At 39.6% G+C, this 17,065-nt stretch carries 15 protein-coding genes, 1 tRNA gene and 2 pseudogenes; 12 read left to right on the top strand and 6 right to left on the bottom strand.

Annotation, left to right across the window (positions count from 1 at the left end; translation table 11 throughout):
- Window positions 1-184: 184 nt before the first annotated feature.
- The gene (locus PGW42_RS15285; protein ID WP_008370897.1) at window positions 185-1,036 is read right to left on the bottom strand and encodes an AraC family transcriptional regulator; all 852 of its coding nucleotides are present in this window, start codon (window positions 1,034-1,036) and stop codon (window positions 185-187) included.
- 292 nt (window positions 1,037-1,328) lie between these two features.
- On the opposite strand from PGW42_RS15285, the gene PGW42_RS15280 reads away from it, so the two are divergent.
- Genes PGW42_RS15280 through PGW42_RS15260 form a run of 5 tightly spaced genes read left to right on the top strand, consistent with a single transcriptional unit; the run spans window position 1,329 to window position 8,384 of the window.
- On the top strand, window positions 1,329-2,603 hold the full coding sequence (locus PGW42_RS15280) for an ABC transporter substrate-binding protein (RefSeq protein ID WP_270204045.1): 1,275 nt from the start codon (window positions 1,329-1,331) through the stop codon (window positions 2,601-2,603).
- A gap of 14 nt (window positions 2,604-2,617) precedes the next feature.
- Window positions 2,618-3,493: a carbohydrate ABC transporter permease gene (locus PGW42_RS15275; RefSeq protein WP_117555415.1), complete on the top strand. Its 876-nt coding sequence runs from the start codon at window positions 2,618-2,620 to the stop codon at window positions 3,491-3,493.
- Window positions 3,493-4,335, top strand: coding sequence for a carbohydrate ABC transporter permease (locus PGW42_RS15270; protein ID WP_117555417.1), 843 nt, complete (start codon window positions 3,493-3,495; stop codon window positions 4,333-4,335). The genes PGW42_RS15275 and PGW42_RS15270 overlap by 1 nt, the downstream gene beginning before the upstream one ends.
- Before the next feature lie 27 nt (window positions 4,336-4,362).
- Window positions 4,363-6,546: an alpha-galactosidase gene (locus tag PGW42_RS15265; protein ID WP_173826178.1), complete on the top strand. Its 2,184-nt coding sequence runs from the start codon at window positions 4,363-4,365 to the stop codon at window positions 6,544-6,546.
- Between the two features lie 2 nt (window positions 6,547-6,548).
- Window positions 6,549-8,384 carry an alpha-amylase family protein gene (locus tag PGW42_RS15260; RefSeq protein WP_195250092.1) on the top strand — a complete coding sequence of 612 codons (1,836 nt, stop codon included), beginning with the start codon at window positions 6,549-6,551 and terminating at the stop codon, window positions 8,382-8,384.
- A 59-nt stretch (window positions 8,385-8,443) separates the two neighbouring features.
- Here PGW42_RS15260 and PGW42_RS15255 read toward each other — a convergent pair whose 3' ends face one another.
- Complete coding sequence (locus PGW42_RS15255) at window positions 8,444-8,692, bottom strand: hypothetical protein (protein WP_022219869.1); 249 nt, start codon at window positions 8,690-8,692, stop codon at window positions 8,444-8,446.
- 11 nt (window positions 8,693-8,703) lie between these two features.
- Window positions 8,704-9,051, bottom strand: a complete 348-nt coding sequence (locus PGW42_RS15250; protein WP_117555423.1) for a DUF6465 family protein — start codon at window positions 9,049-9,051, stop codon at window positions 8,704-8,706.
- Window positions 9,052-9,228: 177 nt separating this feature from the next.
- Here PGW42_RS15250 and PGW42_RS15245 point away from each other — a divergent pair, with 177 nt between their 5' ends.
- Window positions 9,229-10,023, top strand: coding sequence for a Cof-type HAD-IIB family hydrolase (locus PGW42_RS15245; RefSeq protein WP_195250091.1), 795 nt, complete (start codon window positions 9,229-9,231; stop codon window positions 10,021-10,023).
- 33 nt (window positions 10,024-10,056) lie between these two features.
- Here the strand turns inward: PGW42_RS15245 and PGW42_RS15240 are convergent, their stop codons facing one another.
- Window positions 10,057-10,881: a polysaccharide deacetylase family protein gene (locus PGW42_RS15240; RefSeq protein ID WP_270204044.1), complete on the bottom strand. Its 825-nt coding sequence runs from the start codon at window positions 10,879-10,881 to the stop codon at window positions 10,057-10,059.
- A 183-nt stretch (window positions 10,882-11,064) separates the two neighbouring features.
- Here PGW42_RS15240 and PGW42_RS15235 point away from each other — a divergent pair.
- Window positions 11,065-11,135, top strand: a tRNA-Gly gene (locus tag PGW42_RS15235).
- Between the two features lie 280 nt (window positions 11,136-11,415).
- Here PGW42_RS15235 and PGW42_RS15230 read toward each other — a convergent pair.
- Window positions 11,416-12,639, bottom strand: a complete 1,224-nt coding sequence (locus tag PGW42_RS15230) for a M28 family metallopeptidase (protein WP_173826181.1) — start codon at window positions 12,637-12,639, stop codon at window positions 11,416-11,418.
- Window positions 12,640-12,867: 228 nt separating this feature from the next.
- On the opposite strand from PGW42_RS15230, the pseudogene PGW42_RS15225 reads away from it, so the two are divergent.
- Both PGW42_RS15225 and PGW42_RS15220 read left to right on the top strand, forming a co-directional pair.
- A pseudogene (locus PGW42_RS15225) lies at window positions 12,868-13,167 on the top strand (MATE family efflux transporter); the annotation flags it as partial.
- Window positions 13,161-13,625 (top strand): annotated as a pseudogene (locus tag PGW42_RS15220) (AAA family ATPase); the annotation flags it as partial. The pseudogenes PGW42_RS15225 and PGW42_RS15220, both read left to right, overlap by 7 nt.
- A 132-nt stretch (window positions 13,626-13,757) precedes the next feature.
- Here PGW42_RS15220 and PGW42_RS15215 read toward each other — a convergent pair.
- Window positions 13,758-14,783 carry a LacI family DNA-binding transcriptional regulator gene (locus tag PGW42_RS15215; RefSeq protein ID WP_117822659.1) on the bottom strand — a complete coding sequence of 342 codons (1,026 nt, stop codon included), beginning with the start codon at window positions 14,781-14,783 and terminating at the stop codon, window positions 13,758-13,760.
- A 225-nt stretch (window positions 14,784-15,008) separates the two neighbouring features.
- Between PGW42_RS15215 and PGW42_RS15210 the strand changes: the two genes are divergently transcribed.
- The 3 genes from PGW42_RS15210 to PGW42_RS15200 are packed head-to-tail and all read left to right on the top strand — an operon-like array spanning window position 15,009 to window position 17,022.
- The gene (locus tag PGW42_RS15210) at window positions 15,009-15,947 is read left to right on the top strand and encodes an ABC transporter permease (RefSeq protein ID WP_117822661.1); all 939 of its coding nucleotides are present in this window, start codon (window positions 15,009-15,011) and stop codon (window positions 15,945-15,947) included.
- Window positions 15,948-15,963: 16 nt separating this feature from the next.
- Window positions 15,964-16,860: a carbohydrate ABC transporter permease gene (locus PGW42_RS15205; RefSeq protein WP_173826182.1), complete on the top strand. Its 897-nt coding sequence runs from the start codon at window positions 15,964-15,966 to the stop codon at window positions 16,858-16,860.
- A gap of 21 nt (window positions 16,861-16,881) precedes the next feature.
- Window positions 16,882-17,022, top strand: coding sequence for a hypothetical protein (locus PGW42_RS15200; RefSeq protein WP_270204043.1), 141 nt, complete (start codon window positions 16,882-16,884; stop codon window positions 17,020-17,022).
- The last annotated feature ends 43 nt before the right edge of the window (window positions 17,023-17,065 follow it).

The following is a 17,065-nucleotide window of genomic DNA, read 5'->3' as shown; positions in this document are numbered from 1 at the left end:
AAGGTACATGAAAAAGTAAGGGAGCTGTAGACCGTAAGGGTTTGCAGTTTTTTTATTGCATAGCAAAATCCGTAGGAACTTCTTGTTAAATAAAAGGCACTACGAGCCTAGGCACATTCTTTATTATTACATATTAAATAATAAAAATAGAATGCGCAGTCTGAACTGCAGCATTCTTTTTCTATTATTGTTTAAGTCTGTTCTGATTACGCCAGTCTCTTGGCGATATTCCATAAATATTTTTAAATGCTCTGGAAAAATGTAATTGGTTGGGATAACCGACTGCATTACCTACATCTTTAATGGAAAGCTTTGTCAGTTTTAATAATTCAGCAGCTTTAATCATTCTATAATTCAACAAAAATTCCTGAGGAGATTTTCCAATTCCGTCTTTGAAAATTTTTCCGAAATAACTGCGGTTTAATCCGCATACAGCAGCGATGTTTTCGACAGAAATATCGTTTTGGAAATTCTGCTCTATATAAGATAGGGCTTCATGGATATAAAAATCCTGAAGACGGCTGATTTTCGATGTCTGCATGATGGAAGTAGAACGAATAAGAGCATCAATTGCAAGATAGAGATGCCCGATCAGGTGAAATGGTGTAGCGTCTCCGTGACTTGCAATATAGAGAAGTTCTTCTTTCAGTATTTCACGCAGATCCTTAGAAGTAGCTTTATAAATCGGATTATCCAAACTAAGTCCGGAAAGTTCAATGGTTTCCTTTGCACGTAGTCCGTCAAATTCAATCCATGTATATTCCCATGGGAGTTTTTCATCAGAGATATAAGTATTGATCTGACCGGGGAAAATCATAAAGCCCTGGCCACTTTTTACGTGATAGGTCTGTGTTACACCGTGAGAATCATTTGCCATTAAAATTCCGGTGCCGGAGATAATGTAGTGAAAAAGAAAATGATTACGGACGGCAGGACCAAAACTATGCGCCGGTTCACATTGTTCGTAACCAAACTGATACAATCCAAGATCGACAAAATTCTCGCTTGGAAATACTGAAAACATAAGTTCTTTCATAATAATTCCTTTCTCATAGGTGCTCTGCCGTGAAAAAATGATGTTTAGCAGATGTTAAGTCAGTTGATATATATATTTATTCTACTGATTTAATAAATAGATTGCAACTAAAATATACCAAAATGCTATGCATTTAGCAAAAAAGAAGAAAATAATAGCATTTTGGAATAAAAATTCAAATACAATGATATTTATAGTCGCATAATGGTATGTTATAATACAACTATAAAGAAAGCACTTGATATATCGAGCGGTAACTAAAAACGAATATACCTGTGAGGAAGGAGAAAAAATGAGAAGGAAAAGAGCAGTAATTGTTTTGGGAATGTCCTGTATTCTGATGGCATCAGCAGTATTACAGGGATGTCAGCAAAATCCAAAAAGCGGAAAAGTGGAAATTGAACTTGTTCAGTATAAACCAGAGGCGGTAGATATATTTGAACAGCTCGAAAAAGAATTTAATGAGACACATGATGATATCCATTTAAAAATATCTTCCCCAAATGATGCGACAACAATTTTGAAAACACGTTTTATCAGAGAAGATTATCCGGATATTATCGGAATCGGAGGAGATATCAATTATTCGTATTTTGTTGATTCAGGAATACTGGCTGACCTTTCAGATTATGAAGGACTTAGTGAGGTAAAACCTGCTTATCTGGATATTATTGAAGGATTGGAGTTTGTTCCGACAGAAGGAACATATGGGCTTCCGTATGTGGCAAATGCGGCAGGAGTGCTCTATAACAAAGATATGTTTGCGGAACATGGATGGGAGATTCCGCAGACCTGGGATGAATTTGTTTCTCTTTGCGAGGAGATTCAGAATGAAGGAATCCAGCCACTTTATTTTGGATATAAAGATACCTGGACCTGCCTTGCACCTTGGAATGCACTTGCAGTCGGACTTGCACCATCCGATGTTTGTCAGCAGGTGAATAAGGGAGAAACAACCTTCTCCAAAGAATATCCGCAAGTGGCAGAAAAAATGCTTGAATTGTTAAATTATGGTGAAGATGGACCGTTTGGATACGGATACAACGATGCATGTACTGCATTTGCAAATGGTGAATCAGCGATGTATACAATCGGAAGCTATGCAATTCCGCAGATCAAATCTGTAAATCCGGATATGAATATCGGATCCTTTGTTATGCCGGCTAATGATTCTGAAGAGGACAATGTATTAAATTCAGGAGTAGACCTTCAGTTCTGCGTGATGGATGCATGTGAAAATAAAGAAGCGGCATATGAAGTACTTGATTTCCTGATGGATCATGATAGTATCCAGTTATACTTAGATGCACAGAATGCGGTGCCTTGTAAAGACGAGGATTTTGCATTAGCTCCGGAACTGGAAGATATGAAACCATATATTCAGGATAACCGTATGGCGGATTACCAGGATCACTATTATCCGTCAGAAATGGCAGTCGATGCACAAATCCAGACATTTCTCATAAACCAGGATGTTGACGCATTCCTGAAAAAATTTGACAAAGACTGGATCAGATATAACAGGGATATCATTCGTATGATGGAAGATTATGAAGCAGGCAAGTAGGAGGGATACAGATCATGAATAAATTGAAAAGGATGAATGGCAGAGAGCGGACATTTTTACTGATTACGATACCGATACTTGCGTTGTTTTTCTGCTTTAATACGCTGCCACTTATTAAAGGTGTTATTTATAGTTTTACAAATTTTCGAGGATATGGCGAGTTTGACTGGGTAGGTCTTCGGAATTATGCAGATTTATTTACTGATGCAAGAGTCGGGAAATCCTACCTGTTTACATTCAAGCTTGCAATTGTTGCAACAATAGTTGTAAATGTGTTAAGTCTTGTTTTAGCTCTTGGATTAAACAGTAAAATTAAATTTAAAAGTGCACTCAGAGGAATGTATTTCGTTCCAAATATTTTAGGAGCACTTGTAGTGGGCTATATTTTCAATTACTTTTTCACTTATATTCTTCCGGCAGTTGTAAAAATGATGGGCGGAAAAGGTGACAGTATCCTGGCGAGCTCAAAATGGGCATGGGTTGCGATCGTAATTGTATGTGCATGGCAGTCTGTTGCAATGAATACGATTATTTATATTTCCGGACTTCAGACGGTACCGGAGGATGTATACGAAGCAGGTTCTCTTGATGGAGCGACCGGATGGAAAAAATTCAAGAATCTGACATTTCCACTGATCCTTCCATTCTTTACCATCAATATGGTACTTTGCATGAAGAATTTTCTGATGGTATTTGATCAGATCATGGCTCTTACCAAAGGAGGCCCGGCGCAGAGTACAGAATCAATTTCATTTTTGATTTATAACAATGGTATGGCCGGAGGACAGTTTGGGTTCCAGAGTGCCAATGCAGTTGTGTTCTTTGTAGTGATCGTTGTGATCTCTGTATTACAGATGAACTTTTTGGGAAATAAGGAGGAACAGTTATAATGAAAGTAAAGGTGAAAGAAAGAGTAAACTGGCCAATCACAATTTTATTGATTCTGGGTCTTGTAACCGTTATTTTTCCTCTTTATCTTACAGTTGTGATTGCATTTAAGAAACCGTCGGAAATGACAAACAGTATTTCCGGAATCTTATCACTGCCAAAAAGCTGGAGCTTTTCTAACTTTGCAGAAGCAATGCGTGTAACAGATTTTTGGCATTCACTGGGCAACAGTGTGCTGATAACGATTGTAACGGTAGTTCTTTCCATTCTGATTCATTCTATGATCGGTTATGTGATCGGAAGAAGTAAAAGTACCAGTAAATTTTACAAAGTAGCCTATCTTTATATTGTAAGCGGTATGTTTGTTCCATTTGCAATTTTGATGATGCCACTTGTGAAGCAGACAGCACAGATGGGAATTGACAATATTTTCGGTGTTATTTTGTGTTATCTTGTATTTTATATGCCGATGAATGTGCTCTTATATTCCGGTTATCTGAAAAATATTCCGATGGCACTGGAAGAGGCTGCACATGTAGACGGGGCAACAACCTGGAAAACTTATTGGAGTGTTATTTTTCCGATCATGAAACCGATGCATGCAACAGTAGCGGTACTCACAGCACTTGGTACATGGAATGATGTTATGACACCACTTGTAATTCTGGCAGGTAGCGATGTGAACACACTGCCACTTGCACAGATGACATTCCAGACACAGTTTGGAACCAATTATAATCTTGCATTTGCGTCCTATTTACTGGCACTGCTTCCGATTTTGATTTTCTATCTGATCTGCCAGAAACAGATTCTGAACGGTGTTGTAAATGGAGCAGTAAAATAAATTTGACAGAAGCTTAAGGAGAAGAACATGGGAATCATATACAACGAGAAAGCAAGAACATTTACATTACATACCCATAATACAACGTATCAGATGCAGATTGATGCATATGGATTTTTACTGCATTTATATTATGGAAGAAAGACAGATGGAGTTATGGACTATCTTCTGACCTATGCAGACCGTGGCTTCTCTGGAAATCCGCAGGATGCAGGAAATGACAGAACATATTCCCTTGATGTGCTGCCGCAGGAATTTCCATGCCGACTGACAGGAGATTTCAGGAGTCCGGTGCTTGACCTTGTAAATGCAGATGGTTCTTTTGGATGCGATCTTAGATATCAGGGATATGAGATTTGTGATGGAAAATACAATTTGAAGGGGCTTCCGGCAGTTTATGCTGCAGAAGAGGAAGCCCAGACTCTGATCATTTATATGAAAGATCAGGTGACAGGATTACAGGTAGAATTACTTTATGGAGTTCTTCCGGAGTATGATGTGATCACAAGAAGTGCAAAAGTGATCAATACAGAAGAAGATAAAATCAGACTGACAAAAGCACAGGCAGCATGTATTGATTTTGTTCATGGTGAGTTTGATATCATTTCTTTTTACGGCCGCCATGCGATGGAAAGAAATATGCAGAGAACACCGGCAGGACATGGAGCTTTTGTAATTGGAAGCCGTAGAGGAACATCCAGCCATCAGTACAATCCGATGATGATACTGGCAGAAAAAGAAACGACAGAAGATGCCGGTACCTGTTATGGAATGTCTTTTGTATACAGCGGAGGATTTAAAGCAGAAGTAGAAAAAGATCAGTTTGGGCAGACAAGAATGCAGATGGGACTGCAGGAAGAACAGTTTTCTTATCCGCTGGAAAAAGGAGAGGAATTTGTAATCCCGGAAGTTATGTTAACTTGCAGCAGTCAGGGACTTGGAAAGCTTTCCCAGAATCTGCAGAGATGTATCCGTAAAAATCTGTGTCGCGGAAAATATAAAGAAAAAGTTAGACCGGTACTGATCAACAGCTGGGAAGCATGCTATTTTGATTTTACAGGAGAAGATATCTATCATCTTGCCGAGCAGGCAAAGGATCTGGGAATCGATATGGTTGTACTGGACGATGGATGGTTTGGAAGTAGAAATGATGACAACAGTGGACTTGGCGACTGGAAGGTAAATGAAGAAAAGCTGCAGGGAAGTCTCGGTGACCTGATCAGCAGGATCAATGCATTAGGTGTTAAATTCGGGCTCTGGTTTGAGCCGGAGATGGTAAATGAAGACAGTGATCTTTACCGTGAACATCCGGACTGGGCAATTCAGATCCCGGGAAGAAAACCGGTAAAAGGAAGAAACCAGCTACTCCTTGATTTTTCGAGAAAAGAAGTTGTGGATGCTGTTTATGAGCAGATGTGTCAGGTGCTCGATCAGGGAAATATCGAATATGTAAAATGGGATATGAACCGAAGTATGGCAGAAGTATATTCTATGACAGCAGAAGAACAGGGCAGTGTGCAGTATGACTATATGCTTGGACTTTATGATTTCCTGGAGCGTATTATAAGCCGCTATCCAGACCTTCTGATCGAAGGCTGCAGTGGTGGTGGAGGTCGTTTTGACGCGGGAATGCTGTATTATACACCACAGATCTGGTGCAGTGACAATACCGATGCAGTGGATCGTGTAAGGATCCAATACGGAACATCCTTTGGGTATCCGGTATCTGCAGTTGGATCTCACGTATCTGCAGTTCCGAATCATCAGACAGGAAGAAAGACATCACTCCATACAAGAGGTGTCTGTGCCATGGCAGGAACCTTCGGCTATGAACTGGATCCGGCGAAAATGACAGATGAAGAGCGCAGAGAGATCAGGGAACAGATAGTAGAATACAAAAAATATGCACAGCTTGTACAAAATGGACTTTACTATCGACTGAGTAATCCATTCGCAGAAGAAATCGGCGCATGGGAATTTGCATCAGAAGATGGGAAAGAAGTACTCGTAAATGTAGTTATGCTTGAAATCCATGGAAATATGACAGTAAATTATGTGAAACTGAAAGGTCTGTGTGCCGGACAATTCTATAAAGATTCAAGAACCGGAAAAATTTATCCGGCAGAGGCTCTGATGGAAGTTGGAATTCCGATGCCTCTTGAATTTGGTGAGTACAAAGCATATCAGATTTATCTGGAAATGGTCGAGTAAAAATGAGAAAAACAAATGATATTTTTGAAAAGAGACTGGCGAAGCATATGGATGAGCTTCGCTGGCTCTATATGGAATTATATGATAATGAAGCAATGTTTGCAGAGCTCTGTGAACAGATGAAGAATTACTATCAAGCAAGAAATGCGAAACTTCGAAAGAGAGATCTGGAGAAGGAAAAGGATCAGGCGTGGTATCGTAAAAAAAACATGCTGGGAATGATGCTGTATATTGATAATTTCGCCGGAAATTTAAGAGGAGTCAAAGGAAAGCTTAAGTATCTGGAAGAATGTGGTGTAAACTGTGTTCATCTGATGCCGTTTCTTGATTCGCCAAAGGGAAGATCCGATGGAGGCTATGCGGTTGCGGATTTCAGAAAAGTAAAGCCGGAACTTGGAACCATAGAAGACCTTGCAGATCTGGCTGAAGCCTGCCATGAAAAAGACATGAATCTGTGTATGGATTTTGTAATGAATCATACTTCCGAAGATCATGAATGGGCACAGAAGGCAAGAATGGGTGAAGGCGAATATATGAGCCGGTATTTTTTCTGTGACAATGAAAACTATGTCAGAGAATATGAGAAAACAGTGCCACAGGTATTTCCGGAAACTGCACCGGGGAATTTCACCTGGCTTCCTGAAATCGGACACTACGTGTTGACTACCTTTTATCCTTACCAGTGGGATCTGAATTATAAGAATCCGAGGGTGTTTAACGAAATGATGTATAATTTCCTTTTCCTGGTCAATCAGGGAATTGACATTCTGCGGATCGATGCAGTTCCTTATATCTGGAAGGAAATGGGGACAAGCTGCAGAAATCTTCCACAGGTACACACGATAGTCAGGATGATGCGTATGATCGGGGAGATTGTGTGCCCGTCGGTTGTATTATTAGGGGAAGTCGTGATGGAACCGGAAAAAGTAGTCCCTTATTTTGGTACCATAGAAAAGCCGGAATGTCATATGCTTTATAATGTAACTATGATGGCTACTACATGGAATACGGTTGCGACGAGAGATACCAGACTTTTACGGATGCAGCTTGATATTATGAACAACCTTCCGAAAGAGTATACTTTCTTAAATTACCTCAGATGTCATGATGATATTGGATGGGGATTGGATTTCCAGACACTTGCCGGTTGGGGAATGCAGGAAGTCCCACACAAAAGATATCTGAATGACTTTTTCACAGGAAAAATCGCAGAAAGTGTGAGCCGCGGGGAACTTTATAATGAAGATCCGATAACAGGAGATGCCAGATTCTGTGCAACGACAGCTTCCATGTGTGGAATTGAAAGTGCCGGATTTGAACAAAATGAAGAAAAGAAAAAAAGAGCAGTCAGATTTGATCTGATGCTGCATGCATATATGATGGTGCAATCCGGAATTCCAATGCTTTACAGTGGAGATGAGATTGGTCAGGTAAATGATTATACTTATAAAAATGATCCGGAAAAACGGGTTGATTCCAGGTATATCCACAGAGGAAAATTTGACTGGAAGCTGGCAGACGGACGAAAGAGAAAAGGAACGGTACAAAAAGAACTGTTTGATGGAATTGGAAAACTTAGATCCATCCGAAGTAAGGAAAAAGTATTTGACGCATCGGCAAATGTCTGGACGCTTGATACCTGGGAAAATGGAATCCTTGGAGTTGTGCGGGAACTGGAGGGCGAGCAGATGACAGCACTTTTTAATTTCGCAGAAGAGGACCGGACAGCCTGGATCGAAGAAGAGGGAGAGTATATGGATTTATATACCGGTAAAAAAGTCAGCCTTCAGGCAATAAAAATGGAAGGTCATTCCTTTGTATTAGCAAAGAAATGCTAAAGTAAGATAGAAAAAGAGCAGGTAAGAAATTTTATCCTTTCTTACCTGCTTTTTTTACTTTATTGGTTTTCCTGCATATCTTTCAGCATCTGGATAAGTTCCAAATCCTTTTCGGTAACACGGAAATTAGTGGTATAATTCCGTCCTTCCGGAGATTTGACGGAGATTTCGATGATGCTGTCTTTGCGGCATGCATCTCCTTTTACTGCATGAATAAAAGGCATAAATTTAGGATGCTCCTGTTGAAAAGTGGAAAATGCGGATTTCAGTTTTGCAAGCATTCCAAGCTGTTGAAAGTTAAGCGCCATAAAATACTCCTTTATAATTCAATATATCCATTGAACCCTCCAAGGGTGTAATATGCTTTTTTGTCTTCTGGTTTCAGATAAATGGAGAGAGCTTCCGGAGTTTCTACAGCGTGTCCCTTTGCATTGCAGTCAGCAATCACACGTTCTGTGATAGCGGCTACAGTATATTCTGCACTCTGGTACTGAACATAGAATGCAGGATTTTTGGCAGGAACTTCTACTGGTACTTTGACTTCTTTTACAACTTCTTTTATCTCTACAACAGGAGTTGCTGTAGCCGGTGCTGATGATGTAGCTGTAGCAGTTACTGCTGATTCAAGTGTTCTTTTCTGTTTTTTCTTATCGATTCTTTTATTCATTATTATTACCCCTTTTTCAAATTGTATAACATCTATTATATTACTTTTATATGGAGAAGTCAAAATGGTATTTATCACAGATATTTTGCAGAAAATGAAAAAGGGTTGCGCATAATGGTGAGATATGAGTATAATGAGTATCGTGTAATTGGAGTATAATCGGGAGGAAGAGGTAGAATGAATAGAGCAGCATTATTTTTTGATATTGATGGAACCGTACTCAGTGAAATTACAAAAGAGATTCCCGCAAGTACGGTAGATGCACTTAAAAGGGCACACGACGCAGGACATTTTTTGTTTATCAATACAGGAAGAACGTACTGCAGTGTCCCGGTGGAACTGAAAAAACTTCCATTTGATGGATATCTGTGTGGATGTGGGATTTATTTTACATTTGATGAAGAAGTTATTTTTGAAAAGCATCTGGATCCGGAGAGGGGCGATGAGATCGCTGATTATATGACAAAATGTCAGATTGATGGGATTTTTGAGGGAGCAGAAGATGTGTATTTCACTTCAAGAGTTTCAAGATTTGACAGATTGGAAAATACAAAAAAATACATGAATAACCGTGGACTTGGAATCGAGCGTTATATGGAGCAGAGAAGATGTCCATATGATAAAATCTTTATTTATACGGATGAAAAAAGTGATGAAAAAGCATTTTTTGAATTTATCAAAGATGATATGGAAGTAATCGACCGTGGAAGTAATACATTTGAATGTATCCTCAAGGGCTATACAAAAGGAACTGCGATTGACTGGGTACTGGAGCATTTTGGAATGACGAGAGATCAGTCATATGTATTTGGAGACAGCAGCAATGATCTGGCAATGTTCCGGCATGCCGGGCATGCGATTGCGATGGGCGCGCATGACCAGGTGCTGGAACCTTATACAGAATTTGTGACAAAGACCGTTGAAGAAGATGGAATTGCTTATGCGATGAAGAAATATGGACTGATCGATTAGAGAATCCTCCGGTAAAGTTACAGAGAAAATTTTCTAAGATGCAGCAGCTTTTATAAGATCATCAAGAGAACCAAAATGATAGCCCATTTCTTCCCATTTGGTGAGAAGTTCATCTAAGATTTCAGCGTTTGTAGAGGACGTACTGTGGAGTAAAACGATGGCACCGGGATGGATCCTTCCAAGCAGTTTTTCAAAAGCCTCTTCGTGGGATGGCTGGTTATCCTGATACCAGTCGACATAGGCGAGACTCCAGAAGAATGTGTGATAGTCAAGCTCCTGCGCCATTTTCAGGTTGGCTTCGCTGTATTTGCCCTGTGGTGGACGATAAAATCTGGAAATTTCCTGTCCGGTGATCTGCTGATACAGTTTTTCAACTGTCTGGATTTCTTCAGAAAAGGATTCCATTGTAGAAATCTGTGACATGTCTTTGTGATGCCAGGTGTGGTTGCCGATGGTGTTACCGGCAGCGAGGATCTGTTTGATAAGTTCTGGATTGCTTTCCAGAAGTGTGCCGACGACGAAGAACGTTGCCGGAGCCTGATGTTTCGTAAGAGCTTCCAGAATAGCCGGTGTATTTCCGTTTTCATAACCGGCATCAAAAGTAAGGTAGATTACCTTTTCGCTGGTGTCCTGTGCGTAAAAGGCATCGAATTTTTTTAACTCGTCAAATGTGGCATTGCCGACAGGGGGATCCCCATCAGTCTGGAAGCTGAGCCCCCAGTTGCCTTCAGAAGAGGTGGGAACAGCGGCAGAAAAGAAATGATCATGCAGAAATGCAGCGCCGGTTCCCACAAAGAAAGCCGCAAAGAAAAGAAAACAGATCCGTATAACGTTTTTTGATTTTAATCTGGAAAACATAAAAGGAACTCCGATCGGATAGAAGAACAGGTGATTGATAAAATATATGTGGAAATGGAAGGAAAAGAACCGAAATAGATAAAATAGCGGTCAGAAAATAGAGTGGACAAAAAGTGATCAAAAAATGAAAAAAAGACTTGCATTTTTTCTGAGATGTGATATTATATTATTTGTCTTTAAGACGCGGGTGTAGTTCAATGGTAGAACACCAGCCTTCCAAGCTGGATACGTGGGTTCGATTCCCATCACCCGCTTTTGTTATGCGTAAAAAGAAGAACCTCAGATGGTTGATGAAACGATCAGGGCGGTTCTTTTTTTGGCACAAAAAAGTGCGCACCTTGTCTTATAAGCTGGACTTACGCTGACAAGCTACACACTTTTTTCATAGCAAATATATTATTTTAACAAAGCAAAAAACGAGTAGCTGCTAAACTGGATTTACGCTTACCTGCTACTCGTCTGCTATAATTATATTTCCAGTTTTTTCAAAAGTCAAATAAATTTTTCTTACACTGCGACAGTTCTTCCTTTCATTTAATTCTCTTTTCTTTTACGGAAAAGATATTCATCTAATTCTTTTTTGATATTTTCCGGAATTTCTCTCTTCACCGGGCATACCACAGCGTTTGTGAAACGATTTGTAAATAAACTCAGGAAATGAATATCTTTCTGCAGCTGCTCCATGGACATCACAGCCTTCACATCGTACCGGCAATGGATCGGTGCAACATTTCCGCTTGCAAGACGGGCAAATGAGACTGCCGGTACACCTTTATCTGCAAATGGAGTGGAATCACTGGGGTACACGCCTGTCTCAGAAGCTATCGGGAATCCAATTTCCGCTGACATATAGCTGATGTAATGAGAAAGCTTCTCTTCTGCTGACACGCATGCAATGAATTTACCCATATAGGTTCCGATCATATCAAGATTGATGTTGAATACGATTTTATCCAGCTCTGCCTCATGATCTTTCACATAAGCTTTCGATCCTAATAAACCACGTTCCTCGCTTCCGCAGAACACAAAGCGAAGACCGTAATTGCGTTCTTTGTCTTTCATGTATTCCATAATTCCGAGAAGTCCCGCACATCCACTCATATTGTCATAAGCACCATGTGAAAGAGCGGTTGTATCATAATGTGCACTAAGCATGATCCACTCTTCCTTTTTTCCCGGAAGTTCTGCGATCACATTATGGGATTCTCCGTCATATTCCTTCTGCTTAATCTCTAACCGCATCTTTTTCGCATGATTTTTTACCAGCTTAACCGCATCTCCTGTATGAATCATTGCACAAAGGACTTTCTTTTCTTCTCCGACAACTGCTTCCCGAAGATCTCTCTGGTCAATATCCTGCTGTGGATAATATAAGTTACCATACTGGCAGAGAATTGCCTTTGCACCTGCCTTCATCAGATCCCGGTAAGTAAAGAATCCAAATCCCTGTGTGTCCATCAGAACAATCTTGTCTTTGGCTCCTGCAATCGATACTGGATCTGTTCCCGGCATGTAATACAGCTCTCCTTCTGCCACACCGCTTCCGCAGCAGGAAAAAGCCTTGCATGTTATCTCTTCCCCATCTGCATACAAATGAACCTCTTCAATATCGCCCATTGCCACGCGAAAACCTTCGATCTGTGCCGGAACCCCCATGTTCTCACACTGCATTTTCAGATATCCTGCAACCTGCAATTCTTCTTTTGTCCCACTTGTATGGACAAAATCCGTGTCGTTAAAAATCTGCTGTAAATCCATCTCAAAAATACTCCTTTTCTTCTTTTTTCAGATTTTTCCTTCTGACATACATTATAGCAAAATCCCGACAAGTTTAGTAGCACGGTTTTAAGTATCATTCGTATTTTTTTCTTATATTGCTAACAGCTGTTTTTCTTCTGTGATAGAAAAGTCAATTGCCTTTGCACCATCTGAAACAGAATTTACAAGATATTTTTTTTGTGCCAAAAAGAGAGGAGTTAAAACAAAATGGTAGAAAGCAACAAGATGAAGGAGATGCCGGTGAATAAGCTGATGGTCCAAATAGGGATCCCGATGATCTTATCCATGGCATTACAGGCGGTCTATAATATCGTAGACAGTGCATTTGTAGGAAATATGAAAGCAGGCAGTGAAGCAGCATTAAATGCTTTGACTCTGGTATTTCCGGTGCAGATGCTCATGGTAGCAGTAGGGATCGGAACCGGTGTAGGAACCAATGCACTTCTGGCAAGGACACTTGGACAGGGGAACAGGAAAAAAGCTGCGAAGGTAGCTGGTAACAGTCTGGTTTATCACCGGAATACATCAAGGAAAATGCAGAATTATCACCGAAGAAAGGATTATTTGCCTATGCATTTGCAGGGCGTGACATTACAGGAAAATCAGTAGAAGATATGGTATACGAAGCACAGAGAAAAGTGATTTTAGATATAGCAGAGAAAGAGCCTTGTGTGATCATTGGAAGAAATGCAGATTATATCCTGAAGGACAGGGAGGATGTGCTAAATGTGTTTATTCATGGGAATATGCCGGAAAAAATACAGCGTATCGGTCAGTTATATCATGTCGGTGAAAAGGAAGCTGCCAAAATGCTGGCAGATACAGATAAAAGGCGTATGACAAATTATAATTTTTACACAGATCAGAAATGGGGAAAAGCCAGCAATTATACCTTATGTCTGAACAGTTCGCAGCTTGGATATGACAGATGTGAGAAGATCATTATGGAATGTTTAGGGGTGTAAAAAATTGTAAAAACAAGAAGTTTTTATGGTTTAACCTTAAAAACTTCTTGTTTTTTGCATATAACTTGGATGTTAAAATAATATAGGAAACCTGGTGGTAGCAGAAAGTGTTTTTTAATCTGGAAAAATAAACTATTGTGTTGTATTACGGCGGATCAATACAGGTGTAATTTGTTTGTGAATAGGTTCGCCCAATGGTTTGGGAGCACGCTTTTTCTGCTCATCCATCTGTCGGACCAGAAGATCCATGGCGGTTTTGGCAATTACATCAATTTGCTGGCCAACGGTTGTGATTGGAAGGATTGCCTCGCTGGCAATCGGGGAATTGTCAAATCCAACAATCTCATAAGTTGAAGGAAAGGTTCCGTATTTTTGGAAAATTAAATTAAGAAACATATTGGCATAGGTATCATTCGCAAGAAAGATACCTTTTTTTTGATCTGGGTATTTTGCTTCTATCTTATTAAAAATCTCCCGGATCACATTTAAAATCTCATGATAAGAATTACCTTCTACACTCAGATCGATATCATATGGAACATGATATTCTTCACAAGTTTCCTGAAAGGCCCGGATGCGGTCATAAGCTGGGATGGATTTATCCACATTGACATTTATATGAATCAATATGTCACATTTATCCCGGATCAACAGGGAAGTAGCCTGAAGTGCGCCCATATAGTTATCGGTATTGACACTGCTGATATGTTCTGCTTCACGTTCAATTGCGATGACAGGAATCTGATAGGAAGCGAGCTTCTCGGATGGAAGCGTGTGACTTAAAACAATCAGTCCCTCAATCTGATAAGATAGAAGTTCCTCAATGTACTGTTGTTCTTCTTCAGCTCCATGTTCGCTGGCGAAAACAAGAAATTTATAATGATAATCTCTGTAGCTGGAAAGAAATTGTGTCAGCATCTCAGAATAATAGTGCAGGTAGAGGTTTGGAACAATGATTCCGATAAATTCACTTTTTCCATTCGCCAGGACCTTTGCCAGCTTATTCTTTTTATATCCAAGTGTGTCAAGAGCCTGTGAAATCTTTTCCTGATTTTCTAAGGTAAGAGAATCAGGATGATTGAAGTATCTTGATATTGTAGTCTTTGAAAAATTTGTGTATTCTGCAATATCTGCAAAAGTTACCTGTTTTTTACTCATAAAAGTTGAATCTCCTTCAATATGACGGCTAATAGTCTATAATATTCTTTAGTATAGCAATTCTCATGGAAAAACGCAATGGAAAAATAACCGATTACGTAACCGGTTATTTTAGTGCATAAAAGTGTTGACAGAGTGAGATGGATATAGTATTATCAAATCATAAAGTAACCGGTTACTTAACCGGTTTTGCACGATGAGTTAAAGGAATGGAGGAAGAAATGCATGAAAAGAATGCAAAACCAAGCAAAGTCCGTAAGTAAGCGAACCTGGAGAGAAAAGATGACTTATGTGAAGAAAAACTGGCAGTTATATCTTTTCTTCCTGATGCCGGGACTTTTGCTGACAATTATTTTTAAGTATCTCCCGATGGGTGGTCTTCTGATTGCTTTTGAAGACTACAATGTAATCAAAGGAATTCTTGGGAGTCCCTGGGTCGGACTTGAGTATTTCAGACGATTTTTATCTTCACCGGATTTTATGAACTATCTGATGAATACATTAAAATTGAGTATCTACGGATTGCTGTGGGGCTTTCCGGTTCCGATTATTCTTGCATTGCTTCTGAATCGTATCCGAAAGACAGGAATTAAGAAGAAAGTCCAGCTTTTGATCTATATGCCGAACTTTATTTCAGTCATTGTACTCTGTGGTATGGTCCGTATGCTTTTATCACCTGTAGGACCGCTGAATAAAGTACTCGGAATCAGTACAAACTGGATGACAATGCCTTCTGCATTTCGGACAATCTATATTGCAAGTGGAATCTGGCAGGCGGCAGGATGGTCATCTATTATGTACACAGCAGCATTGGCAAATGCCAGCAAGGAGCTGGAAGAAGCAGCCATCATGGATGGAGCGAATCTTCTGCAGCAGATTTGGTATGTAGAGCTGCCGGCAATTAAAAATATTATTGTAATTCAGTTTATCTTACAGGCCGGAAATATTATGAGTATAGGTTTTGAAAAAGCTTATGCGTTACAGACAGATATGAACTTGCCAGCATCAGAAATCCTGTCTACATATGTATACCGTATCGGACTTTTGAATGGAGATTATGGATATTCTACAGCAGTAGGTCTTTTCAATTCTGTTGTAAATGTTATCTTGCTGATTTTTGTAAACTGGGTTGTTAAGAAACTGAATGACGGAGAAGGATTATAGGAAAGAGGGAGAAAAGATGGAGAAAAAAAAGAAGAAAAAATATTCAAGGACAGACAAAGTAATCCTTGGAATCGGGTTTACCATTCTTGGTTTATTCGTCCTTTCTATAGCAATACCGATTATCTATGTGGTATTAGCGTCCTTTATGGATCCGACTGTTTTGAATAACCAGGGATTGAGTTTTAACATTAAGGACTGGACATTAGACGCATATCGAAGAGTGTTACAGAATAAAATGATCTGGCGTGGATTCTTAAATTCTTTCCTGTATTCACTTGCATTTACAGTTATTTCCGTTTTTGTGACATTGCTGGCAGCATATCCGTTGTCTAAAAAAGAATTTGTAGGAAGAAAATTTTTCAATATTATTTTCCTGATCACAATGTTCTTTGGGGGTGGAATGATTCCTACATTCATTTTGATCAATCAGCTGCACATGGTGAATACGGTGTGGGCAATCCTGATTCCGGGGGCATTTAATGTATGGAATATGATTCTCGCAAGAACTTATTATCAATCAATTCCGACAGAATTAAGAGAAGCATCTGCGCTTGACGGAGCGAATGAGATCCAACATTTCTTTAAAATTATGATTCCGGTATGTAAGCCGATCATTGCAGTTCTGGCACTCTGGTCTTTCGTTGGAATGTGGAACAGTTATTTCGATGCAATGATTTATTTGAATGATGCAAATCTGCAGCCGTTGCAGTTAGTGCTCCGTTCTATCCTGGTACAGAATACACCACAGCCGGGAATGATCGCCGATATCCAGAGCACGGCAGAAATGGCAAAAATAGCAGAACAGCTTAAATATGCAACCATTGTAGTATCAAGTTTACCACTGTTAGTAATGTACCCGTTCTTCCAGAAATATTTTGACAAAGGAATTATGGTAGGATCGGTAAAAGGCTAATAAGAAAGGAACGATACAGATATGAAGAAAAGAAAAGTAAATGCATTACTTGTAATTGTACTGTCTATGACGATGATGGTAGGAGTTGCAGGATGTGGAAAAGAGCGGCAGCTTGCAGCTGAAATTGATCCGGATACACCTGTATCTATAATGGTATCGTAATTTAAGACACTTCAAGAGACATTTCTTAATGAATCTGATATAC

This window comes from Coprococcus sp. TM115-187, assembly GCF_027679115.1.
Classification (GTDB): Bacteria; Bacillota; Clostridia; order Lachnospirales; family Lachnospiraceae; genus Allocoprococcus; species Allocoprococcus comes.
The sequence above is the reverse complement of the archived record's forward strand: the minus strand, read 5'-3'. Positions and strand labels throughout refer to the sequence as shown.